This window comes from Nostoc sp. EspVER01, assembly GCF_034530635.1.
In the GTDB taxonomy this organism is placed as follows: domain Bacteria; phylum Cyanobacteriota; class Cyanobacteriia; order Cyanobacteriales; family Nostocaceae; genus Nostoc.
In genome coordinates, this window is the sequence record NZ_JAVRCS010000048.1 from 12,482 (window position 1) to 35,830 (window position 23,349).

18 protein-coding genes are annotated in these 23,349 nt (G+C 42.7%); 13 read left to right on the forward strand and 5 right to left on the reverse strand.

The genetic code is table 11. The annotated features are described in order from the left end of the window. Positions 1 to 34: 34 nt before the first annotated feature. From pilM to RMX69_RS26360, 9 genes are all read left to right on the forward strand, one after another. The gene (pilM, locus tag RMX69_RS26320; protein WP_289795820.1) at positions 35 to 1,141 is read left to right on the forward strand and encodes a type IV pilus assembly protein PilM; all 1,107 of its coding nucleotides are present in this window, start codon (positions 35 to 37) and stop codon (positions 1,139 to 1,141) included. A gap of 4 nt (positions 1,142 to 1,145) precedes the next feature. After that, complete coding sequence (locus RMX69_RS26325; RefSeq protein ID WP_289795821.1) at positions 1,146 to 1,922, forward strand: PilN domain-containing protein; 777 nt, start codon at positions 1,146 to 1,148, stop codon at positions 1,920 to 1,922. After that, on the forward strand, positions 1,919 to 2,683 hold the full coding sequence (locus tag RMX69_RS26330) for a pilus assembly protein PilO (RefSeq protein ID WP_289795822.1): 765 nt from the start codon (positions 1,919 to 1,921) through the stop codon (positions 2,681 to 2,683). The genes RMX69_RS26325 and RMX69_RS26330 overlap by 4 nt, the downstream gene beginning before the upstream one ends. Before the next feature lie 278 nt (positions 2,684 to 2,961). After that, the gene (locus RMX69_RS26335; protein WP_289795823.1) at positions 2,962 to 5,130 is read left to right on the forward strand and encodes an AMIN domain-containing protein; all 2,169 of its coding nucleotides are present in this window, start codon (positions 2,962 to 2,964) and stop codon (positions 5,128 to 5,130) included. Between the two features lie 679 nt (positions 5,131 to 5,809). Beyond that, positions 5,810 to 6,385, forward strand: a complete 576-nt coding sequence (locus RMX69_RS26340) for a Uma2 family endonuclease (protein ID WP_289795825.1) — start codon at positions 5,810 to 5,812, stop codon at positions 6,383 to 6,385. A 56-nt stretch (positions 6,386 to 6,441) separates the two neighbouring features. Then, positions 6,442 to 7,083, forward strand: a complete 642-nt coding sequence (locus RMX69_RS26345; RefSeq protein ID WP_322639193.1) for a Uma2 family endonuclease — start codon at positions 6,442 to 6,444, stop codon at positions 7,081 to 7,083. 765 nt (positions 7,084 to 7,848) lie between these two features. Further along, positions 7,849 to 8,133 carry an HU family DNA-binding protein gene (locus RMX69_RS26350; RefSeq protein WP_010998076.1) on the forward strand — a complete coding sequence of 95 codons (285 nt, stop codon included), beginning with the start codon at positions 7,849 to 7,851 and terminating at the stop codon, positions 8,131 to 8,133. Between the two features lie 26 nt (positions 8,134 to 8,159). Then, entirely contained in the window at positions 8,160 to 9,263 is a 1,104-nt protein-coding gene (gene cobD / locus RMX69_RS26355) for a threonine-phosphate decarboxylase CobD (RefSeq protein WP_322639194.1), read from the forward strand. 161 nt (positions 9,264 to 9,424) lie between these two features. Next, a complete protein-coding gene (locus RMX69_RS26360; protein ID WP_289795828.1) occupies positions 9,425 to 10,876 on the forward strand; it encodes a dihydrolipoyl dehydrogenase family protein in 1,452 nt (483 codons plus the stop codon). Between the two features lie 278 nt (positions 10,877 to 11,154). Here RMX69_RS26360 and RMX69_RS26365 read toward each other — a convergent pair whose 3' ends face one another. The 4 genes from RMX69_RS26365 to RMX69_RS26380 all read right to left on the reverse strand — a co-directional run bounded on the left by RMX69_RS26365 (position 11,155) and on the right by RMX69_RS26380 (position 15,819). Further along, positions 11,155 to 11,676 carry a hypothetical protein gene (locus RMX69_RS26365; protein ID WP_322639195.1) on the reverse strand — a complete coding sequence of 174 codons (522 nt, stop codon included), beginning with the start codon at positions 11,674 to 11,676 and terminating at the stop codon, positions 11,155 to 11,157. Between the two features lie 156 nt (positions 11,677 to 11,832). Further along, positions 11,833 to 12,432, reverse strand: a complete 600-nt coding sequence (locus RMX69_RS26370) for a DUF4360 domain-containing protein (protein ID WP_289795830.1) — start codon at positions 12,430 to 12,432, stop codon at positions 11,833 to 11,835. Positions 12,433 to 13,303: 871 nt separating this feature from the next. Next, positions 13,304 to 14,011: a phosphatidate cytidylyltransferase gene (locus RMX69_RS26375; protein WP_322639196.1), complete on the reverse strand. Its 708-nt coding sequence runs from the start codon at positions 14,009 to 14,011 to the stop codon at positions 13,304 to 13,306. 56 nt (positions 14,012 to 14,067) lie between these two features. Next, the gene (locus tag RMX69_RS26380) at positions 14,068 to 15,819 is read right to left on the reverse strand and encodes a DUF3685 domain-containing protein (RefSeq protein WP_322639197.1); all 1,752 of its coding nucleotides are present in this window, start codon (positions 15,817 to 15,819) and stop codon (positions 14,068 to 14,070) included. 143 nt (positions 15,820 to 15,962) lie between these two features. Here RMX69_RS26380 and RMX69_RS26385 point away from each other — a divergent pair, with 143 nt between their 5' ends. Further along, a complete protein-coding gene (locus RMX69_RS26385) occupies positions 15,963 to 18,959 on the forward strand; it encodes a pentapeptide repeat-containing protein (RefSeq protein WP_322639198.1) in 2,997 nt (998 codons plus the stop codon). A 156-nt stretch (positions 18,960 to 19,115) separates the two neighbouring features. On the opposite strand, the gene RMX69_RS26390 is transcribed toward RMX69_RS26385, so the two are convergent. After that, complete coding sequence (locus tag RMX69_RS26390) at positions 19,116 to 19,562, reverse strand: Fur family transcriptional regulator (RefSeq protein WP_289795834.1); 447 nt, start codon at positions 19,560 to 19,562, stop codon at positions 19,116 to 19,118. Positions 19,563 to 20,208: 646 nt separating this feature from the next. Between RMX69_RS26390 and RMX69_RS26395 the strand changes: the two genes are divergently transcribed. The 3 genes from RMX69_RS26395 (at position 20,209) to RMX69_RS26405 (ending at position 23,124) form a co-directional block, all read left to right on the forward strand. Then, positions 20,209 to 20,694 (forward strand): CRR6 family NdhI maturation factor, encoded by a 486-nt coding sequence (locus RMX69_RS26395; RefSeq protein WP_322639199.1) that lies wholly within the window; start codon positions 20,209 to 20,211, stop codon positions 20,692 to 20,694. A gap of 291 nt (positions 20,695 to 20,985) precedes the next feature. Then, on the forward strand, positions 20,986 to 21,663 hold the full coding sequence (gene rppA / locus RMX69_RS26400; protein ID WP_289795836.1) for a two-component system response regulator RppA: 678 nt from the start codon (positions 20,986 to 20,988) through the stop codon (positions 21,661 to 21,663). 6 nt (positions 21,664 to 21,669) lie between these two features. Further along, positions 21,670 to 23,124, forward strand: coding sequence for a sensor histidine kinase (locus RMX69_RS26405; RefSeq protein ID WP_322639200.1), 1,455 nt, complete (start codon positions 21,670 to 21,672; stop codon positions 23,122 to 23,124). Positions 23,125 to 23,349: the final 225 nt, after the last annotated feature.

Sequence of the window (23,349 nt, forward strand, 5' to 3'; positions counted from 1 at the left end):
AAATTTTCAATTTAGCAGTCCAGCGGGCACAACTGTGGTAAAAAGCTTCAATAGTCTGTTTGGCAAATCGAAAAAAGGGGTAGGCATTGAACTTGCTCCCGAACGGGTAAATGTTGTTCAGCTACGCAAGCAGGGTCAAGGCTTGAAACTAGAAATCTATACATCGGTAGCAGTTCCAGAAGGGATAGTTATCGATGGTCAAATCAGCGACCCTCCAGCAATGGCGCAATTAATCCAGCAAGCGCTAGCTGAGAGCAAAATCAAAACTTCTCACGTTGCTACCGGTGTACCAGGACGAGATTCTATCGTTCGGATTATACCAGTGCCAGCAGAGTTAGACGACAAAGAACTGCGAGAAATGGTGCTGAACCATGAAGCAGGTTTGTATTTACCCTATCCTCGTGAAGAGGCTGATGTAGATTATCAGAAACTTGGGTATTTTGTAGATGAAGATGGCATTGAAAAAGTACACGTACTCTTAGTGGCGACCCGCAAGGAGATCACGGATACCTATATAAGTACCTTCGAGCAGGCAGGATTACAAATTGATGTTTTAGAAATTAACAGTTTTGCTCTGATTCGGACTATTCGCGAACAACTGCGACAATTTGGCCCGCAAGAAGCAGCAGTACTAGTTGATATCGAGTTCGACAGTACAGAAATCGCCATCATCGTTAACGGAGTGCCGCAATTTTCACGCACAGTCCCCATCGGGACTTATCAAATGCAAACTGCCTTAGCAAGGGCAATGAGCTTACCTACATCACGAGATATGGAATTGTTACACGGAATGGTTATTCCTGCAACTCCCATAGACGGCGGTAAAACTGGCGTTACCGAACTCGATCCTGGCATGGCTGCCATATTGAGAGTCTTGGGAGAACTAACGGATGAACTGCGCCGTTCCATCGATTTTTACCTGAACCAAAGTGAAAATTTGGAGGTAGCGCAGATTTTATTAGCTGGGCCAGGAGGTGGACTTCAACAGCTAGATGAATTTTTTACTCAACGATTGAGTTTGCCAACTACCCAAATAGATCCAATCGGGTCTTTATCTTTGGAAGTTGACACTGATAAATATCCACAGGTACAACGCTCTGGCTTGGCGATTGTACTCGGTCTAGGAATGCGGGAGGTGTAACAAAATGTACAGCCTAGATGTTAACTTTCTTAAAGACCGCCCAGCATTCCAGAAAAAGCCAGAGAGAAAGGGAGGAATAGCTCTAAAATTTCCTACAGGGGATTTGACACTACTGTATGTGGGAGTTGCAGTAGGTATAGGTCTTCCGGCTTTATTAGGAGTTAGTTGGTGGTTGCTGCAAGGGAAGATTGTTGAATTAGATGGTCAGATTGCACAACTAGACCAAGAAAGCAAGAGGTTAGATACAGAGATAGGAAATCTGAACAAAATCAAAGCCGAGACAAATGCAATTAAAGGTGAAACCCAAGCTTTAGTAACTGTATTTGACCAGATTCGTCCTTGGTCAGCCATGCTGCAAGATTTGCGCGATCGCATCCCAAGCGCAGTGCAAATCGAGAATATCAAGCAAATCCCACCCATTGCAGCAGCAGCAGGTCAGCCACCAAATAATCCCGCAGGGGGATTAGAAATTAACGGATTGGCTCGTTCTTTTAATGATGTCAATGATTTTTTATTAAGTTTACAACAGTCTCAGTTTTTGAAGTCCACAGAAACCAGAATTCTGACAGCAACCTTAGTAGAGGCTCCCTTAACAGCAAGTGCGAGTCAATCTTCTACTGATGTAATTATTAAGCCACCTCAAGTAGTTAAATACACTATTCAATCGAGCATGAACGACGTTCCAGCGTCGGAATTAATTCGAGAGTTAGAAAAAAAAGGCACAGTGGGGTTAGTAACTCGAATTCGTAATATGCAACAAACAGGAGTCATTTCAAAATGACGCTGAGTGATGATTTAAATTTTGCCGAACAAGGTGGGGAATTCGATCAGGCAGCGCCAGCCTCACCTGTAGTATTTGGTATTGCTTTCACACCAAAAATTATTGGAATCTTGGTGGGGGTAGCTGGTTTAGCGGGAGCAGGTTATATAGTGTTAAACCTGCTGATGCCAGCTTGGGAAAGCTATCAGCAGCAGCAAGCCAAAAGCACTGAACTGCAAGGGCAAATTGAGCAAAAAAAAGCCAATATCAAACAGATTGACAAAGTTAAAGACGAACTAGCACAAGCAAAGCAGCAAAAAGTTCAGGTTTTAAGTTTATTTGCTAACGAAAAAACCTTAGATACATTGCTATTGGATTTGAACCGCTTAGTTGAGTCTGGCAATACTCCAACTTCTATGAATGCAGTAAGAGCCAAACTGAAGAAATTTGTGCCAATTTCCCAAAAACCAGAACCGATTACCGATGGAAGTCTAGGACTACTGGTTGACGGCAAGCTGCAACGCAGTAGTATTAATGCCGAGATTACAGCAACTTATGAACAAACACAATCGATAATTCGTAACATTGAGCGGTTACAGCCTTTGTTAATAGTTAAAGATTATCAAGCAACTTTGGCTCCAGTAGAGTCAAGATCCCCATTAGACAAAACGCCGATGCAGGTTGGTCCAGCAGCGATTAATACATCATTCCAGTTACAGGTATTGATGCCACTTAGTCCAGAAGCAATAGCCGCAGCAGCTAAAGCTGCTCCGAAAAAGTAGTCAAATTAGAGCTAGGACGAATATAGAATTCGCGGCTACACAAGCGTAGACAAACCCTTTCCGCAGACTAAGGAAAAATTGAGGGTTTTGAAACTCACGTTCGCCGTTGACGTTCCCGCAGGGTAGGTGGGTAAAGTCTCGTGTAGTCAAAGCGTGGTCTTCTCCCGCAGGAAGAGGCTAGCACCAATGGGGTTTCCCCATAAGCAATTGGCGTGCGGTTTCTAACTGCCTACTCAAAATTGTATGTAAACAGGGTTTTATAAGGTGAGGAATGAACTGTGAAACAGCTTCACGGTAATAGTTTTATTTTAGGTACTGCCGCTTTTGTATTTTTGGCGGCTCAACCAGTTTGGGCACAAATTAGTCAAGTTACTAATGTCCAGTTAACTCCAGTTAATGGTGGAATTAGCGTTGCTTTGAAAACTTCTTCTGGGTCGCGCCCCCAAGTTTTCACTACAAAAAGAGGCAAGGCTTTAGTCGCGGATGTTATCAACACTCAATTACGATTACCACAAGGTAATAGTTTTCGTCAAGATAACCCAGCACCAGGAATTGCCTCTGTTGAGGTTAGTCAGCTTGATGCTAATAGTATTCGGGTGACGGTAACTGGCAGCAACGATGCACCTGGCAGTCAACCTGTGATGCGATCGCAAAATGGGATTACACTCAGCTTTAGCCCTTCAACAGGCACTACAGCATCAGCGCCAACGCCAACAGCCCCAACATCCACAGCACCACCTGTTACGACTCCAGCCCAACCTGGTCAAAATCCAGGTGTTCTCGTTCCTAACCCGCAAGTCACCATTGACGGACAACCTGCACAAGCTGCTGGGCCAGGTCAACCTCTGAGTCAGGCTCCACCTTTCTTACCTAGAGCCGTCGCCCCACCAGTGGGAGATATTGCTATTTCCGCTACCGATGCTTCTCCTAGCACTGTTGACTTAGCAACTCAGGAACGTGTACCTCGGCTAGTACTGCGAGATGCCCCAGTACGTGAGGTTTTATCATTGCTTGCCCGTGCTGCTGGTTTGAACTTAGCTTACGTGGGAGGAGAGCAAGCTGGTGGAGGTCAGCCAGGTGGCGGTGCTAATGCACCAGCAGTTTCTCAAACTATTTCTTTAGATATAGAAAATGAGCCAGTGCAAGATGTATTTAACTACGTTTTGCGCCTCAGCGGTTTAGAAGCTAACCGTAGTGGTCGTACAGTTTTTGTTGGGGCTAAACTACCTAATGCAACACGTGACATGGTTATGCGTAACCTGCGACTCAATCAGGTGACAGTGGGAACCGCACTAAATTTTTTGGTTGGCTTAGGAGCAGAAAGTGCCGTCAGCCGCGAACGACTAGTTACCAGTGTTAGTGCCGTAGCCGTGGGTACTGCCGCTGCTCCCATCACCCAAACTCAGACGACCACAGAAACCAAACTGGAAACCCAACGTGCTAGTTTTCAAGACTCTAGTCCATTATTAAGAGGTTTACAGGCATTAGGAGACGAGCGCACCAATTCCCTGACCTTAATTGGCCCTCCTAGACTGATTGAGATTGCGATGGCTCAACTAACTCAGCTTGATATCCGCCGTCGTCAAGTGGTAGTCAACGTCAAGATTATTGATGTCAACCTCTCGAATATTCAGGACTACAACACTAGCTTTTCTTTTGGGGTTGGTAACAACTACTTTAGCAATGATGGTGGTGTCGCCTCTCTGAATTTTGGGGGTGCCAGACCAGCTACCAGTGATGAAGCGAGAAATAGCTTGAGTAGTACACCGATCATCAATAATGTCACTAGCACTATTACATCACCATATCGGTTTACCAAAAGTCTTCTCGCTAGTTTGAAGGCTCAGGTTACAAATGGCAATGCTAAGATTTTGACCGATCCAACCTTAATTGTCCAAGAAGGTCAGCAGGCTCTGGTCAATCTGACTCAAGAAGTAGTGGGAAATATAACCCTCGAAACAACGGATACTTCCGGTGGTTCTAGGACAGAAAGAACAATTGAGAAACAAAAAGTTGGCTTAACCTTGAGTGTAAAAATTGAGCGGATTGATGATAATGGGTTCGTTTCTTTATCGGTTGCCCCTACTGTCAGCGCTCCTTCAGGCTCAGAAAATACAGGAAATGGACAAATTATTTTAGTGTCTGAGCGCTCTCTTACTTCTGGCTTAATTCGCTTACGAGATGGTCAAACACTAATCCTGAGTGGTATAATTCAAGACCAAGACCGAACAGCTGTCTCCAAAATTCCTATCTTAGGTGATCTTCCACTGATTGGTTCGCTATTTAGAAGTACAAACCGACAGAACCAGCGTCAAGAGGTAATTGTGTTGCTTACACCTCAGATTATGGATGACTCAGAGAACTCCTCTTACGGCTATAACTACGCCCCTAGCCCTGAAGTGCGGCAAATCCTTGAGCGTCGTGGGTTGAAGAGTCCTGGCAGGTAATTAAAGATAATTAGTAGGTGAATCACCTCTGCTAAAGGCTCAGATCCCCAACTTCTTAAAGAAGTTGGGGATCTTCTTTTTTACGAGTAGGTTTAAGTTTAAATGTCATTCTACAATAAAAATACCCAATCACAATAGAAGTAGCAGTAGTGAGTAAATACTAATGATTTCAGAACAAGAGCTATTAACAAAGTGGCGTTCTCTTCCACAAGAAAAACAAGAGGAAGTTTTAGATTTTGTTGAATTTCTTGGTTTGAAAAACTCTACAAATAAAGTCCCATTGGCCAAACGTTTGCACCAAATTTACACTAGGATTGTTGCTTATGGTAAACATTTATTGGATGAAGATGAAATCGAAAAAAACTCGCCAGTCGTAGAGGTGGGCTACAGGGTAGAGAAGAATGAAAATGACTTATATTATGCCATGTGCAACTATACTCTCAAACCTAACCTACAACCCCTTCCCTACCAGGGAAGGGGAGCAAGAATCAAAGCCTATCGACCTTTCGGGAAGAGGAATGGAAGTGGGGTTTTAAGAATAAGTTGCACATCGCATTATATTAATTCTGGGGTGTTACTCAGCGCAACAGATGGTGTTAGTATAATTGCCGAGAAAGCCCTTGAAATATATGGATATAGATTTGTAGCACACTCATCTAATAAAAAGGGAAATACTCTTATGACAGCACTTACATTAAACCTCAATTCTGTAATTAAACTGACAATAGAGCAGTTTTATCAATTGTGTGAAGAAAACCCCGATTTAAAATTAGAACGCAATGCCCAAGGAGAGTTGATTATAATGCCACCTACGGGAGGAGAAACAGGAAAAACTAATTCTACTATTAACGCTCAAATATGGTTGTGGAACGACCAAAATCAATTGGGCGAAGTTTTTGATTCATCAACTGGATTTACTTTACCATCCGGGGCTGACCGTTCTCCAGATGTTTCGTGGGTAGAAAAATCTCGTTGGGATGCTTTAAATAAAGAACAAAAAGAAAAATTTATTCCTCTATGTCCTGATTTTGTCATCGAGATCCTTTCACCTAATGACAGCTTGAAAAAAACTCAGAATAAGATGCAAGAGTATATCGAAAATGGTTGTCGTCTAGGTTGGTTGATCAACCGAAAAAAACAGGAAGTAGAAATTTATCGTCCAGGACAAGATGTGGAAGTTTTAAAATGTCCTCAAACTATTTCCGGCGAAAATGTTTTACCTGATTTTGTACTCAATATACAACGAATTTGGTAAAAGGTTCGGTGTAGGGATACAGTACTGGAAAAAGGTTTGTTGCAAAGAACTAAACTATGGTGGCAATAACAACACCCGCAGAAAATCGGGTTTTACTCCAAAACATTAGCTGGCAAACATTTAAAACCATGTTGGCTGAAATGGGTTCAAATCGTAACTCCCGACTGGCTTATGACAATGGAACCTTAGAAATTATGACCCCACAAATGCCGCACGAGAACTCAAACCGTGTAATTGAAGGTTTTGTTGTTGTCCTGTGTGAAGAGTTGGGCTGGGAAATTAGACGCGCTGGTTCATTAACTTTAATGCGGGATGATTTGCAGCGGGGAGCCGAGCCAGATAGTAGCTACTACATTCAAAATGAAGCCCTAGTTCGAGATAAAGAAAATATTGATATAGCTATCGACCCGCCCCCTGACCTGGTGCTGGAAGTGGAATATTCCAGGTCTGCAATAGACAAGCTGAGGCTTTATGCTGCAATGGGAGTTACCGAATTTTGGCGTTATAACGACAGTGTGTTGCGAGTTTACACGCTTGCAGGTGGACAATATTCAGAAGTTCAAACCAGCCCTACTTTTGCATCTGTGTCGGTGAAGGAGATTCCTCGGTTTATTCAAGAAGCTAAAAAGAATGGGGAAATTGCTACTACCCGTGCTTTTCGGGCTTGGGTGCAACACAAAATTTCTGCTGGGGATTGACTCACTCGCCATGAATGTGCGGATATTCAACAGCCACATACTCAGGGGCTTTCAGCATTTATTCTTACAAGGGTTTGTTGAGTGCCTGCGTTCGTCATAAATACTAGGTCGAAGCAAGCTACGCGTAACGTCTTGCAGAGGAGAAGTTATCGCAGCGTAGTTTACCGCCGTAGGCATCGCTACACAAATGTTAAGAAAGATGTGACTAATGGATAGCTTTCTAGGGAAAAAGCTTTAATTTTTACCCCTTCTTGACTAAAGAAGCTTGTTAGGAGGTTAAATTTTGCGTTGGATTTTTCAGAAGACATGAAAAGTCAGCAAAATCCCCGACTTTTTAGATAAATCGGGAACCTGAGCCTTCGATTTTCATAAAAATTGCTTAATCTCAGCAATAACTCTTCAACATCGGTAATGAATGCCAACAAACATTGACCATCTCCCACCTCCCCACTCCCCTGTTTTCTTTGCAATTGCGGGATTTACTAGGTATTTTTTCCTACTTTTGGGGTGGTTTTTAGTGAAACAAGTACCCTAAAATTACAAAAAATCCTGAAATCTATATAAATTAATGGTTTCATCTATCCACATCAGGCTACAACACCTTAGAATGATTCATTGAAAAGTCGAGCCGATGGGATGTACAGCCGTTTTGAGAAAAAATACTCCCAAAGGATGATTTTTGTATTTCCGCAAACAAAGATTTCAGTACGGATGTATTAATGTGCATCCGTACTGAAATCTCAAGTAAACCTTCAGGAGTTTGACATGAACAAAGGTGAATTAGTTGATGCCGTAGCTGAAAAGGCTAGTGTTACCAAGAAACAAGCGGATGCAGTCTTAACTGCCGCTTTGGAAACGATTATTGAAGCGGTTTCCTCTGGTGATAAGGTGACATTGGTGGGATTTGGCTCATTTGAATCACGGGAACGTAAAGCCCGTGAAGGTCGCAACCCGAAAACAAATGAAAAAATGGAAATTCCAGCGACGAGGGTTCCTGCCTTCTCCGCAGGAAAACTGTTTAGAGAAAAGGTAGCACCCCCAAAAGCATAGGTTCTGTCTTCGGGAACCCTTTTTTAATGCGGCAACCTGCACACGGGGGAAATTTAGCCTGGGCAGCAGCACTGGCTGGCTGTCCCCCTGATGCTATTCTGGATTTTTCTGCTAGCATCAGCCCATTGGGGCCTCCAAATAGCGCGATCGCTGCTATTAAGTCCCACATTGGTAATCTTAAGCACTATCCAGACCCAAACTATAGTGAACTGAGACTAGCTCTCAGTCACTTCCATCAAGTGCCGTCTGAGTGGATTCTGCCGGGTAACGGCTCCGCAGAATTACTCACTTTAATCGGTAGGGAATTAGCTCAATTAGCCGCGACAATTTTAATCACTCCAGCCTTTGGCGATTACTACCGAACCTTGGCAGGGTACAACGCTAATGTGCTGGAGTGTCCTTTGTCACTTGTACTGAGCGAAGTCGTTGGCGCAGCCTCTCGTAGAGAAGTATTAGTCACTGGTCATTGGTCATTATTCCTTGACAAAGGACAGGGGACAAAGGACAAAGGACTATTGCTAAATAACCCCCACAACCCAACTGGAAAACTATTTTCACGGGAGTCTATTTTGCCCTATCTGGAGCAATTTGCTTTGGTTGTGGTGGATGAAGCATTTATGGATTTTGTGCCGCCCAATGAGGAACAAAGCCTGATTCCGGTGGTGCAAGAATATCCGAATTTAGTAGTATTGCGATCGCTGACCAAATTTTACAGTCTCCCAGGATTACGATTAGGATATGCGATCGCACATCCTGACTGCCTAGCTAAATGGCAGCTATGGCGAGATCCTTGGCCTGTAAACACACTAGCGGCGGCGGCGGCAATTGCAGCACTCCAAGATACGGAGTTTCAGCAGCAAACCTGGGCATGGCTATCACCTGCACGAAACCAACTGTTTCAGGGTTTAGCTGAAATCCCAGGATTGCAACCCCAAGCAAGTGCTGCGAACTTTTTACTGGTTGAGTCCCAAGAATCTACTTCCCAGTTACAGCAACAATTACTCAAGTATCACCAGATTTTAATCCGCGATTGCCTTAGTTTTAAAGAACTAGGCGATCGCTTTTTCCGGGTTGCTGTACGTGAAGAGTCCGATAACCAACGCTTACTAACAGCGCTAAAAGAGAGTTAGGAGTTATAAGTTAGGAGTTAGGAGTTATAAGTTAAAAAAGGGTTTTAATTCTTAACTGCTAATTCCTAACTCTTAATTCTTAATTCCTAACTCCTAACTGCAATTCCTAACTCCTAACTGCAATTCCTAACTCTTAACTCCTAACTCTAATCTAAATTCACGTGACCGTTGACTACGATGTTGTAATTATTGGCGGCAGTCTTGCTGGATACTATGCTGCACTTGCTGCAACCCAACTGCGTGCTACAGTTGCCCTGGTACAACCCAAAGTAGACTACGGGTTTACTCATCACCATGCTCTTACCGAAATTGGTAAACTAGCGCAGAAGTTGAAGGATGCGGCTGGTTTTGGTATTTATGCCACACACACTGATACCTCAGAAGAATGCCATATATCTATGGCATGGCAAGAAGCGATGCTGTATGCTCAATGCGTCGCCTCAAATCTCCAAGAACAGCATTCCCTAGCCATCCTAGCGGCGCAGGGGGTCGATATCATCGTTGGCAGTGGTCAATTTCAATCTTCACCCCAACTGGCTTTTGCCGTTAACAATCGCCTACTACGCGCCCGTACTTATTTGCTGGCTAGTGGTTCGCGTCCAGAAATTCCTGAGATTGAAGGATTACAAGCCACTGGCTATCTAACCCTTTCTAATATTTGGCAATCTTTCCAGGGAACGACATTACCCAAAAATTGGGTAATTATCGGTGGAATTCCCCAAAGCATTGAAATTGCTCAAACTTTAGCAAGGTTTGGTTGCAGTGTGACGCTAGTAGTCAAGCATCCTTATGTTCTTCCCTATCTAGACCCTGAGATAGCCATATTGCTTCAGGCGCAGTTGGAAGTAGAAGGTGTGCGTGTCCTCACCGAAAAACCAGTAACTCAGGTGAGGCTAATTGAAAATAAAAAGTGGATTCAAGCAGGAGATAAGGCCATTGAAACTGATGAAATTTTAGTGGCGACTGGACAACAACCGAATCTTGAACCTCTAAATCTGGCAGCAGTAGGTGTGAAATGGCATCGTCGTAGCTTAGTGGTAAATGATAAACTGCAAACCACTAACCACCGTATTTATGCTTGTGGTGATGTAATTGGTGGTTACGACTTTGCCAATATCGCTAATTATGAAGCAAAAATTGCCCTGAACAATGCATTATTTTTTCCCAGGTTACGAGTAAATTATCCCTCAATTCCTTGGGCGATATTTTCTGTGCCGATGCTGGCACAAGTTGGTTTGACAGAGGCACAGGCAAAACGCCAATTTCGTCGAAATGAAGTTTTAGTTTTGCGACAATATTTTAAAACAGTGGCAGCAGCCCAACTTCGGGATGAAACCACTGGTATGTGTAAATTAATTGTGCTACGCAATGGGGAAATTTTGGGAGCTTCGATATTGGGGGCAGAAGCTGGCGAATTAATTAATTTGATTGCCTTGGCAATATCACAAAAAATTAAAGTCAAACATCTAGCAAATTTATCTCCTGCCTATCCCAGTTTCTCAGAAATTCTGGAACGAACTGCAAGAGAGTGGAGTAAGCAAAAGTTAAATACCAACATTCCTTTGCAAGAGTTTTTAGAAGGCTTCTTCCATTTCCGCCGCAATTGGAATTAGCACTTACGCACGGAGTCGTCACTATAATAATAACTTAAACAAGGTACTGATATAGGACTCCGATTTGATTTCTGAAAACATCTTGAGACTGAAAAGCCCCTTTTATCAGGGTTTTATCTAAAATGTAGTTCAAAAATCAGATATGAGTCCTATATCATTACTGACTTCCACAAGGATACTGACTTTGCGGTTCTCGCTGCCTTTGCCAATATTGACAGCACCTTGATTGCAAACGCAACGTCATCAGAATTGGGGAGCATCCCTCAAAATTGAGCTTATTATTTTTGTTGAACTGCAAACTTGAAATCTGTCAATACTAATTCTCCTCCGGTTGTTGTTAATACTAAATTAACGCCTAAAACACTTTTTCCTTTAGTTGTATAGTTGGTTGGAAGTATTTGCTTGGTCAAATCAAAATTCCTAGCATTTCCATATGTTATTTCATATGGTGTTGCTTTATCACCAAGTAAAAATGATGTGATAGCTACTCGTGCTGATGCTTTCTTTACTACACCTTTGACAGCTAAAGGCACGAGCCTAAATTGCTTTTGAGTATTAGAGGTATCAATTCTAATGATACATCTAGCTCTTGGTGATTGTGCCTTTACAGTTATAGGAGAGCGAAGTGTAAACTGATTTATTTGCGGATTGAAAGTTATATTACATCCCCTATTAACCGAAAATCGTGGCTGGTTGTTTACTGGAGCAGCAGCGCTAGATGACTTGGCGTCATAACAAGAGAAAAAAAACAAGCACATTAATATGAAAAAATTACGTGCATCACTTAATTTCAACATCATCTTATTCTCCATCAATAGAATATTTGTAATCTTAAAGAAGAATACCTTCAGTAGATTCAATGAGTGGTGTGTCTAAATCCCCCACTCATTGAAGACCACTAAATTGGGAATTTGGTTTGGTGTATCACCATCTATCCCCAGAATCGCTAAAAGCAACTAGTCGCAACGCTTTAGGTCAAAAAACAGTCTCACATCCCCAGCATTGATATCGGCTGTATCAACGAAAATAGAACTTCCTGCTGAGGATTGTGCAATCAGATTAATACCTAATAGTCCTTGCCCACCACCACTACATAAACCTGAAGCAGCTAGAACAGTAATCTCATCTTGCTCCGCAAATGCCTTACTAGATGTAAACTTGGTAGTCTTAGGGGGAGCTACAGCTTGACCAAAAGCACCACCACTAAAGCTATAAGTTCTGTTTAAACTGGTACCTCTACTCTTGCTATCAATATCAGTAGTGCCTTGGTACAGTACTTGTACATCTTGGATGATGAAACCACTTGGAATAAAAGTTTGAACGCGTAAAATACACCTTTGACGCTGACCATTGAATGCACTAAAGTTATCCAAGACGATCGATAAGGTTCTACCATCCTCTCCAGCAAGCTGATCGTCAACAATACATCCACCAGACCCGATTGCATCTCCAAAAGTAATACTAGGCGACTCTTGAGCCAAAACCTTGGTCCCAATCACGTTGAGTCCAAGAATTGTAGATATAGAGAGTAATACACCAAATTGTTTAAAGTTCATATTGATTGTACCTATGTTGCTAGAGTTGTTTTTTGATGAAAAATGTATTCAGAAGGCAGAAGGTACGAGATATGAAGGCATCTTTGCTTTAATCCCACGCTTAAAAGCATGAGATTGAAGCAAGGATGCTTTGTGTCTGGTGTTACATATCTCGACACAATTTTGTTCTAGTAGTGGGCAATCACCCGCAACTAGAGTTTTGATTGTTACTTACAGGCTTCTGCCTTCTTCAATTGTGGGAAATCCTTTCAAGTATGCTTTGACAATTTCTGCTCAATCAGAAAATGAAGCATAACTGTGTATCACTGGAGTTAACAGAAAGAAGATGGACATCATGTTGCAAAATGTATTCTTGCTGTATGTCCATGTGGGGAAGATCATATAGTTGTCTCAATTAAAAAATATGTGTTCTTGATCACACACATATTGTGTTTCCGAACACTGCCAATTTAAAAATAGTAGTATTGTAGTGTGAAGTAGCAGTACTCCAAAATTAGGTGCTAAAAATTAGGGGTATAAATCGCCGAATTAATAGTGCGATACGGATAGCGCAGCGTAAAGCCTTCTCTTTCAGAGACGCTAACGCGAACGGCATGGCTTCTCTACGAGAGGCTGCGCCAACGCTTAGAGTGAGCCGTCGAGCGTAACCGACTGCCGCAGACATCGCAGTTAAATAGCTGTTTTTATTAAGAATCTATATTATGAGTAGCTGAAATTCTAGTCTTAGGGACTTCCAGAAAATAAATTATCCAATTTACTCAGATAATATTTTTCTTTCTCCCCCTGCCCCCTGCTCCCCTGCCTAGACAGCGATGGGATATTTTTTTAGTTGGAAGTCCCTTAGACTGGGAACGAGGTAATTGGGAGTGCCCTACAAACTCTGCATGAAAATCCAAACTCCTCCCGCCGCTGTTAGAGGTACGCTGAGGTTATCTGTGCCGTGGGGTGAGACTGCCTCTGCTAGAGTTGCGAAAGTAGCAGTTACTACTGCCGTCAAAAAGGCCCATCCTAAACTTAAAGGCGTTGCAAAAGGACTCAGCGACGAACCAGGTAGCAGTAACAGCACCAAGAAAATTACTACTGTACTCGCTATAAACATTGCTGCTGAACCTTCCCAGGAACGTATAGAACTTCCCACTTGGTATTTATGTTGCCCAAAACGTTTACCGATTAATGCTGCTAGTGCGTCACCCCAGGTCATTGCCATGATCCCAGCTACAGCAATTGGGGCGCTATCTACTGGCCCATCTGGTCGCCACAATAGCCCGAACAGCAATGTCACTGAGATAGCGAAATAAACTGTGCCGGGTGAGCTATCTTGGGTATCCATTGAGCCGATGATTCGGTAGCGGTAAAACAAGTAGTTTAGTCCGATAAAGGTAGCAAAAGGTATAATCCCGATTTCCCAGTGGCTAAATAGTAGCAGGACTCCGAAAGCCCACATCCCTGCACCAATATGGATTACCTTGCGGGTCAAATCCGGCTTTACACCAAATAGCCTACGTAGTCCCTCGCCAATCACAAGCAGACTGATAGCGTAAACATAAGAAATTGCTAGCCCGATAAAATCATTTGTCATTTGTCATTTGTCATTGGAAAAAGAACTACAGAAAGCTGCCCCTCTGTGTTGCTGGTTCACTTAGGTCGATCGCTATTTCGTCTCAAGTTCTTTTCTACTGACGAAACGCTACCAATACCTTGAAGAATACCACGACCGATTAAACCTAAACCTCGACCAACTATTTGGGTAAGGATAAAAACTATACCGCTACCGAAAACAGCTACTAGTGATTTTAAACGCGGTGCGATCGCATCACTAAATTCTAGGAGCAATGTCACTACTAAGGGAATATTAGAAAGTTTTACTAATTCCTGATTCCGAGGAGCATAAACTGAAATATTGGCAATGCCACGAGGTGCAATCACAAATAGCTCATAGCGACTTTCAAAAACGGCTTTTGGCTCATCTATATAATTTTTTAATCTATATTTCCAAGACAACTCATTTCTAAACCGCTCAATTTCTCTTGTAGAAATCAATTGCCGTCCATAAAAGTTTTGCTTAATCTCTTCTACATCTGCTAAATAATTTAATAGTGGTTGCACTACTCCATTCGCTACCTGAATCAATAAGTTCTCTAAAATCATTAATGCTTGAGATTTAGCTTCAGCACTCACTACTGGATAGGAGGTATTATCAATGTTCAACTCTGTTTGAAATAAGAGATAAGAATACAAATCACCAATTAGCGGGATCTTATTGAGAATATCTCTTTGTACAACCTCTGTATTTTGCAGCAATAAATTAACTATCTCTATGTTTTGATTAACTATTTTGATCTGAGAAAACTTCCCAAAAAAATCTATAATTGCTGCTTGCCATAAATCACGTATTAAAGTATTTTTTAGTTCATTTAATTGATTTATCTCTATTTGAGAAGTACGCAATTCATCCAACTGTTCACTCAACTTTTGTAGGATCAGATAAAGTAATTCCCGTTTTTTATCTTCACGAAAGATATCAATTTCTAAAGGAATATCTGTGACATTTCGTAAAGGCAATTGAAGTTTAGTCACACAAGATATAAACAAGGCAGATTGTAGGGTTCCCGGACTCAGTAAAGGTGATACAGTTTGCCTTTGCTGAATGGCACTACTGAATAAAGGAGTCAAAAGTGGCTCATCAGCAGCCGGAATCTGTTCTTTTTGCCTTTCTTGTGGTGAAAGCAACAACCGATTTAACAACCAACGAGCCGCTAGCAGTTCTCGCCGCTGTCCAGCTAGAATGGCTCGATCTAGTACTGGTAGACCAGGAATTTGTAATTGTGCTGTTACTGCGGCTAGGGTAGCATCAATGTTAGTGATTCCTGACAAATGTAAATTATTTCGCAGTTTAGAGAAGGGGAGTGGGGAGTGAGGAGTTAGGAGTGAGGAGTTAGGAGTTATTATTGCTTCTGTGTCCTGGAACCAATAGGAACCACCATTTGCAACTTCTTGCATGGCGGCGACTAACTCAGGAAGTGGCGTACCCTTGGGGCAGTAGCCATTTACACCAACAGATTTTGCAGCTAATAGCAGTCCTTGTTCTTGAATAGAACTGAGGAGCAGGATTGGTAGGTTGGGATATAAGGCTCTGAGTTGCCGACAGAATTGTAAACCTAGCTGTTGACTGGTTGTGGAGCGACCATTACCGAATTCTAAAACTACTAAATTTACCTGGTTAGGGTCTTTTTCGGCAATTTCTGCTAAAATCTGCAAGGCAACAGTGTCAGTTTCTACAACTGCGATCGCTTCGAGATTAGGAATCGCTTCTAAAGCTATCCGTAATCCCAGACGAAAAATCGGGTCTTGGTCGATTAACAATAATTTTAAAGGGCGATCGCTCATAGTCCACTCAATTAGATCAGCACTGTTTTTTACCAATCAGAAAACAACTTTGATACAAAACTTTGTCTTCCCCATTGTCACCTGTTTTCGTCAACTGATAAATCGATCATAATTGCCTTATGCAGCCTTCACTGTGTGATTAAATGAACTTGAGTATTCGGCACTGGTTGGCAGAACGCCATATCGCAATCAATCAAATCAGAGGGTTTTCTGGGGGGCAATTGGCAGGTATTGCCTACCGCATTGTTCAGGATATGGAACTCAAAAGCCTCATGCCTTTTGATATCTGTACCTTGGCAGAGGTTTTAGAACTGCCCTTAAGTATTGTTTGGGAAGAAATCAGTGTCATTTCCCTGTTGACAGAAAAACTGTTGCGTAGCCTCAGCCAAAAAAAACCGTTAAAACGTAACGAAGGCACATGGCTAGCGTTTCAAATTGCCTATCTCCAAGCTTTGCAAGCAATTCTAGAGCAGGAAGCAAGCTTACAAAAACCGTGGTTAGACCGGGCAATTATACCGATACAAGCACACATACTTAAAGAGGACGTGGGTAAACTCATCCTCCAAGATCCGCAACTACAAGGATTGCTGAAAACTCTCAGCCCAGGTAAATTGACTGATACTCAAGCTGAACAAGCGCTGTCTTCGGTTGCAGATTCATTACTGGTGCAACAAATAAATAACGCTGCTATCGCTTGGTTAGTTGCCAATGGTGCAGAGGAACTGGAAGGGAAACTTCTAACACAGCGTTTAGTTAACTCACTTCCTGGTGAGATATTGGTAGTCGTCACCGAGAATGCTGCACCTTTAGCCCAACTGCAAAAATTTTTCCGTTTGGGGATTTCATTATCTCCCAGTTTCATCACCCCAGAAGTTGGTTCTACAGTCAGTGAAAAAATTGATTTGCACCGAGAACATTACCGTGCAAGTTTGATTAAAAACCTCAGTATCCCTTTGCTGATGGAATCCTTTGCTCTTAAGGATATCTATGTGCCACAAAAAGGCTTACCAATAGAAGAAAATATTTCTGAGCAGGATAAAAAAGCTCTTAAACCAGTTGATTTAAAAACATGGGCACAGCAACAGTTAACTGATTTAGAAACGATCGCTGTAATTGAGTCAGAACCGGGTTATGGAAAAACTAGTTTTTGCCAACTTTGGGCAACGGAGATAGCACAAGAATTGTACCCTACTTGGATGCCGATAGTAATTAGGTTGCGAGATGTAAAATACGGTAAAACTTTAATCGAAACTCTAAATTCTGCCTTTGGTGTTAATCTTTCAACTTGGTTAGAGCAAGAAAATCTCCCTTGTCTGTTGCTGCTGGATGGTTTGGATGAATTGCCCCATTCTGCTGTGGGTATCAGGGCACAAGCAATTTTTATTCAGCAATTACTGAACTTTCAATCTCAGCACCGCCACAAAATTGTGTTGACAAGTCGTTCAACGACTTTACCAGAAATCGTCTCGGAACTACCGCTATTATTGAGACGAATCATTATTCAGCCATTGGATGTGGACGAATTCAAGCAATGGTTTCAACAGTGGGCAAAAGTGCAATCATTACCCATTGCTCAAAATTTCTTTACATTATTAAAACAGGCAGGGTTATTTGCCAGCCAATCAAAGTTAAGAGAATTATCTCCCCTTATCCGTCAACCCCTAATGCTGCATTTGTTGGGCATTTTGCACCGCGAGGGATTGCTAGATGATGAACTATTGCAGTTAGCTGCTAATACCCAAAAGTCTTTTCTCTTATGGGAAATTCATCATCGCCTGAGTCGATGGTTGTTGGGTTATCCGCTAATTGGTGGGATCAAGACGATGCTACTGCGTTCAGGATCGGCTCATATTCACCGGACTCCAGAAGCGATCGCTAATTTACTCGCTAATCGTCATCCCCAAGATTTACTTGAGCAGATGCAAGCGATCGCTCTCAAAATTTTACACTCGCAACGTCATCAAATTAATCTAGCTGGTGAATTTAATACTTTACCAGCGTTTTATTTTAAAATTTGGGATGTAAAAAGCTCAAGCGAAAGCACAGCAAAAAGTAGTTTCATTGAATTTTCGCATCTCAAGTTAGGAGAATCTCTTTGTGCAGATGCGATTGTTGCCCAACTTAAACTTCTGACTCAGTACGAAGAAAAGGCTTATGGCACGCCTACTTTTGTACTCGAACTCAGTAGTGCAGCCCAGAATATTTATAATTTACTAGGTTACGGGATACTTAGCCAAGAAATTGAAGAACTAGCGATCGCCGGATTGCGTCGCCAGCAAAAACACAAATTTTCGTTTGAAGTTTTATTTCAACGTCTTTTATCTTTCTGGCGTGCTTACTGTCAAGGACGTTGGTTAGATGAGGGGATAGCCCACAACGCTTTGACTAATTTTCACGAACTGGAAAACCCTGTGAATGTTGAACAGGTGAATGCTGCTGTGGGACTAAATGTGTTTTTATTGCTTTGCGCTTGCTACCGAGAAACAAAAGTTCCTTTTTGGCCTTGTGGGAATCCAGTCAATTTAACAGAATTCAACCCAGAGGTGCTGAGTGTGCTAATTGCTCGGACAACGGTTTTGCATAAAAGTGCCTTCGTAACCCGAATCAAGTCTCTGTCTGGACTCAATTTATCGGGAGCCTCTTTATCGCAAGTGATGTTAACTGGGGTGAGTCTTGAGCAAACAAACTTATCTAATGCGGAGTTAATGGGGGCGAATTTGGCTGGAGCCAATTTGCAACAGGCTAACCTCGCAGGTGCGAACTTACAAAACGCCAACCTCACAGGCGCAAACCTACAACAGGCAAACCTCACAGGCGCAAACCTGCAACAGGCAAACCTGATGGGGACAAATCTTAATTCTGCCGATCTCACCAACGCCTGCTTATGTGATGCCGTACTTGCTACGACTGACAAAAAATTGGCCGCTAATAATGGTGCCTTGTTCTCCAAAGAGTCGTTTCAAAAACTAAAACATTTGCGATCGCAGCAACCCTTCTTAAACACCGTGAAAATCACGCCAAACACAAACGTTAATTGGAAAAATACCCCTGCGATCGGACTAATTGAGAGCTGTGAAGGTGCAATTTTGTCAGCAGATTTAGATGATGATGTCGATGATGAGACAGTTTTTGGAAATTAATTCGATTGGGGCATGGGGCAAAACAGTTCTGAGTGCTGAGTGAGGAGTGAGGAGTGAGGAGTGAGGAGTGAGGAATTATTTTCCTTGTCCCCTTGTCCCCCTTGTCCCCCTTGTCCCCTTCTCCCCTGCTCCCCTGCCCCTCTGCTCCCCAACCCCCTATCCCTCTTGCGGATTGCGGTAGCCAAAAAAGTTAATACTGTAGTCAGTAATCTGCACTCCTGTTTCTTCTTCAATTTTGCGGATCAAATCTTCTGGTAGTTCCACATGAACATCAAGAATTTGATTTGTATCCACACAGTTTATATGACTGTGAGAGTCACTGATATTGCCGTACAAACGCCCATCACAGCGTTCAATACACTCAATGATGCCTTGACTGGATAATGCTTCTAAATTTTGATAAACAGAGGTATGACCGATCTCTTTGCCTTGTTGGTTCAAGCGATCGTAAATCTCTCTGGCAGCAAGATGTTCATTTGCTTGCCAAAGTAATTCCAGAATAAAGCGACGCTGACGACTGACGCGCATACCCAGGATTTGACAGCGCTCAAGTGCATCTTCTAAGGAACGAATTGGTCTTGTAGTAATTGTTTGTTTTTGCATATTACAGCTTGTTAACTGTTGAGGGAATTTTCCCATCTAAATGTTTATTGGTTATTTAATATATGCAATGATATTGCACGCTGCTGTTTTACCTGTACTTATGTTTTGGCTTTTGATCCTGTGGAAGTGACAGGTGGCGATAATGATTTTTTTTGCTTGTTGACGGCTACTTTGTCAGACCTTAATCTAAAACAAACTCATTACAACTTTAACTTAAAATCGCTGTAAATGTCCACCTTGGGGCAGGTATTGCCTTACCCAAATAGGCTAATTCTAATGGCATACGATATTAATCGTGTAGTAATTATTTAGTTAAAGGCGAGTAATTATAGCAACGATCAAAGTAACATTTAACTTGAGTAAAAATCGGTGAAGTGAGTGGCGATAGCCAGCGGCTCATATCAGGGGTAGTAACTGGATGTATATTTGTTAAAACTAGCGAAAATTAAGTAAAAGTATCAAATAAATTTAAGCAGTTCAGACTTGTGTCTAAACCTTGTATAGGTTGACGAAATTATCAGCAAAAAAGTATCAGTAAATACTAATTGATTTGTGAACAAGACTTTGTGCTACTAAAGGTCAATCTAGCGTCAATCCCTGAAAGCTGCTACTGTATATTGTCGATCCTACAGTTGAGCAAAAAAAAGTGGCTGCTGAGTCAAAGACAATTGCGATCGCACTCAATAATGACCTGATTAACAATCTGGATATATCTCCTGCGTCAACGGTGATTGAACAACTGCTGCAAGATGGGGCCGCATCCCATGAACAGCAGCTACGCTTTGATATCAATTACGATCTCGAACCTGACGATCCACGGGAACTCTCAGAAATTCCAGAGGTGCGGCTGTGGTTTGTGCGCCTAGATGCCAAATATCCCTGGTTAGCATTTTTCCTAGATTGGAAAGCTGGAGAATTTGCTCGTTATGCTGCCATGCTCGTACCACACCAATTCAGTTCCAAAGAAGGCATTCAGTACAATCCTGAAGCCTTAGAAATATTTTTGATGCACAAAATCTTTGTCTTAGGTGATTGGCTCAAACAGCAAGATATCCCCAGCCTCTCGCGGCTGAAATCTATGGCCCAAATGCTGGGTTATGAATTAGATGATGCTTTTTTTGAGATATTTTAGCTGCGTGAAAATTAAGTTGGCACAATGAAGAAGAATTCAGAAGTCAGAATTCAGGAGCGGAGCCGGAGACGCTCCGCCTCCGGTCAGAATGAGCAGTGGGGGATTCAGACCCACCACTGTCTTGTTGACCACTAAACCAAAGATTTAGTGGGGTCTTAAACCCCTGGATTCATTCACCAGTCGCACAAAAAACATTGCTGAATTCTGGCTCCTGACTTCTGAATTCTGTTTCGATAAAATCAAACTAGGCTAAAACCCAATTCCCCATTCCCAACTAGCTGCAATTGAACAATGCGGATTTTGCTAGTAGAAGACGATCTAGAGCAAATAGAACCGCTCCATGACGCCTTGGCTCGTTCAGGGCATATTGTGGATGCCGTCGAAGATGGGGCAACAGCCCAATGGTTGATGGGTGAAAAAGATTACGATCTGCTGATTTTTGACTGGATGTTGCCTGATGAAGATGGTATCTTCCTATGCAAACAGTATCGTCAAGCAGGAAAAGCGGCTCCTATCTTGATGTTGACGGCAAAAGATACCACTGTCGATAAAGTGATGGGGCTAGATGCCGGAGCCGATGATTACCTTGTCAAACCTGTAGATATTGAAGAATTACTGGCACGGGTGCGGGCATTGCGGCGGCGATCGCCCCTGTGGTGTGGTGATGCTTTGCAAGTCAACGGGCTATCCCTCCATCTCGACACCATGCGCCTGGAATGGGGAAGCAGTAGCTTGAAATTGAAAAGCCGCGATTTTCAATTACTAGAGTACATGATGCGCCATCCTCGCCAAATTCTCACCCACGATCAAATCGAACAGGCACTCTGGGAATGGGGACAAGAACCTGAGAGTAATGCCGTAGTTGCTCGTATTAAACGCTTGCGTCAACGACTGCGCGAGATTGGTGTAGAAACTTGGATTGAAACCGTTTATGGCACTGGCTATCGTTTAGAACCTCCTGCGGGGTAGTAATCTATGGCTTATCGGGTTCAACGGCTCTATCAAAGCTGGCAAACTTTGCCAATTCGAGTACGGGGAACAGCGATCGTTGCCATTCCCATAACCTGCTTGTTTATGGCTCTATCAGCCTTTGCTTGGCTAAAAGCCAGTCTGGTAGAAGATGAAACCTGGGTGCAGCATACTCAAACGGTACGCCTAGAAACAAAACAGCTTCTCAACGCCTTGATTGATGCTGAAACTGGAGTTCGAGGTTATGGGCTAACTCAACGGGAGGAATTTTTGGCTCCTTATAAGCAAGCCCAGACAATTATTCCTCCATCCTTGAATCGATTAGAAAAATTGGTACAAGACAATGCCCAACAAACCCAGCAAATTCAAAAAATTCGCACACTGGTTGATGATAATTTAGAAATCTTTCAGCAGAAATTAACCTTACAGCGAGAACTGAAACGAATTCGTGGACAAACTGATACCTTGGTTCCCGTAGCGTCCCTTTATGAGTGGTTGGAGGAAGGGAAATTAACGATGGATCAGGCGCGTCAACAAATAGATCGCTTCGCTCAAACCGAGGAAGAATTATTAGTACAACGCATACAACATCAAGATTTTTATCGGCAAATTACCTGGATTGTGTTGTGTATTTCTGTTGTATTCGGGACGATCGCAGCTTTGTTTGCAGTTCATCTTTTCTATCAACTGGAGCGAGAGTTAGCGAACCGAGAAATCAATCTGCGAGAAACCAATCAGCGCTTAGAAATAGTCTGCGATCAACTCCAGCGATTTACTGCCAATGCTTCTCATGAACTCCGGGCCCCCTTAGCAGCAATCATGAGCAATGCCCAAGTTGGGCTAATGGATTTAGATGAGTTAGATGACTCACCAATGAAACTGCGAAAGCGCATTGAGAAGATTATCAGCCTTACCAAACAGATGAGTACGTTGGTGGGTGATTTGTTATTCCTGGCGCGACACGAAGGATTATTGGCTCCTGACTCGATGGAATCGGTGAATCTAACAGAGCTTTTAGGGAGTATGTCTACTGAATGGTTGTCACAGGCAAAAATTCATTCTTTAGAACTTACCAGTCAGTTACCCGATACGGCTGTTGTAGTTCAGGGTGATGCAAACTTGTTACAACAAGCGATCGCTAATCTCATCAGCAATGCTTGTCGCTATACAACCCCTGGCGGAACCATTGAACTGCACCTGATTAGACAGCCAGAACAAGCCTTAATTCAGGTTAAAGATACTGGGATTGGCATTCCCAGCCATGCGTTACCTCATGTATTTGAAAGATTCTACCGAGCCGATCCCAAACGTTCTAGAGCATCTGGTGGATTTGGACTAGGATTAGCGATCGCCCAGCAAATTGTTCAGGTTCACGGGGGACAAATCAGCGTCACCAGTACTCTTGATCAAGGCTCAACCTTTCAAATTACCCTGCCACTTTTGACGCACAAATCCAATTGAAGAAGAATTCAGGAGTCAGAATCAAAACGTTCTCTACGTTCGCGCAGCGTGTCGAAGACAGACGCTAAAAGCGTAGCCTTGCTTCTCAGTAAAAGTACGCAGACTCGCTTGCCGCCGTCGCTATCTACTAGTCGCACAGAATTAATTCTGTTAGCGGTAGCGGGGCGTTTAGCCCATTCTGGCTCCTGACTCCTGAATTCTGTTTCGATAAATTCTGGTCATTTT

Bases quoted from the DNA above. Each gene is read 5' to 3' on its own strand.
- RMX69_RS26340 (WP_289795825.1), top strand. From the start codon at position 5,810: ATGACAGCACTTACATTAAACCTCAATTCTGTAATTAAACTGACAATA.
- RMX69_RS26345 (WP_322639193.1), top strand. From the start codon at position 6,442: ATGGTGGCAATAACAACACCCGCAGAAAATCGGGTTTTACTCCAAAAC.
- rppA (WP_289795836.1), top strand. From the start codon at position 20,986: ATGCGGATTTTGCTAGTAGAAGACGATCTAGAGCAAATAGAACCGCTC.
- RMX69_RS26380 (WP_322639197.1), bottom strand. From the start codon at position 15,819: ATGAGCGATCGCCCTTTAAAATTATTGTTAATCGACCAAGACCCGATT.
- RMX69_RS26365 (WP_322639195.1), bottom strand. From the start codon at position 11,676: ATGATGTTGAAATTAAGTGATGCACGTAATTTTTTCATATTAATGTGC.
- RMX69_RS26350 (WP_010998076.1), top strand. From the start codon at position 7,849: ATGAACAAAGGTGAATTAGTTGATGCCGTAGCTGAAAAGGCTAGTGTT.
- RMX69_RS26405 (WP_322639200.1), top strand. From the start codon at position 21,670: ATGGCTTATCGGGTTCAACGGCTCTATCAAAGCTGGCAAACTTTGCCA.
- RMX69_RS26330 (WP_289795822.1), top strand. From the start codon at position 1,919: ATGACGCTGAGTGATGATTTAAATTTTGCCGAACAAGGTGGGGAATTC.
- RMX69_RS26390 (WP_289795834.1), bottom strand. From the start codon at position 19,562: ATGCAAAAACAAACAATTACTACAAGACCAATTCGTTCCTTAGAAGAT.
- RMX69_RS26375 (WP_322639196.1), bottom strand. From the start codon at position 14,011: ATGACAAATGATTTTATCGGGCTAGCAATTTCTTATGTTTACGCTATC.
- RMX69_RS26370 (WP_289795830.1), bottom strand. From the start codon at position 12,432: ATGAACTTTAAACAATTTGGTGTATTACTCTCTATATCTACAATTCTT.
- RMX69_RS26325 (WP_289795821.1), top strand. From the start codon at position 1,146: ATGTACAGCCTAGATGTTAACTTTCTTAAAGACCGCCCAGCATTCCAG.
- cobD (WP_322639194.1), top strand. From the start codon at position 8,160: ATGCGGCAACCTGCACACGGGGGAAATTTAGCCTGGGCAGCAGCACTG.
- RMX69_RS26385 (WP_322639198.1), top strand. From the start codon at position 15,963: ATGAACTTGAGTATTCGGCACTGGTTGGCAGAACGCCATATCGCAATC.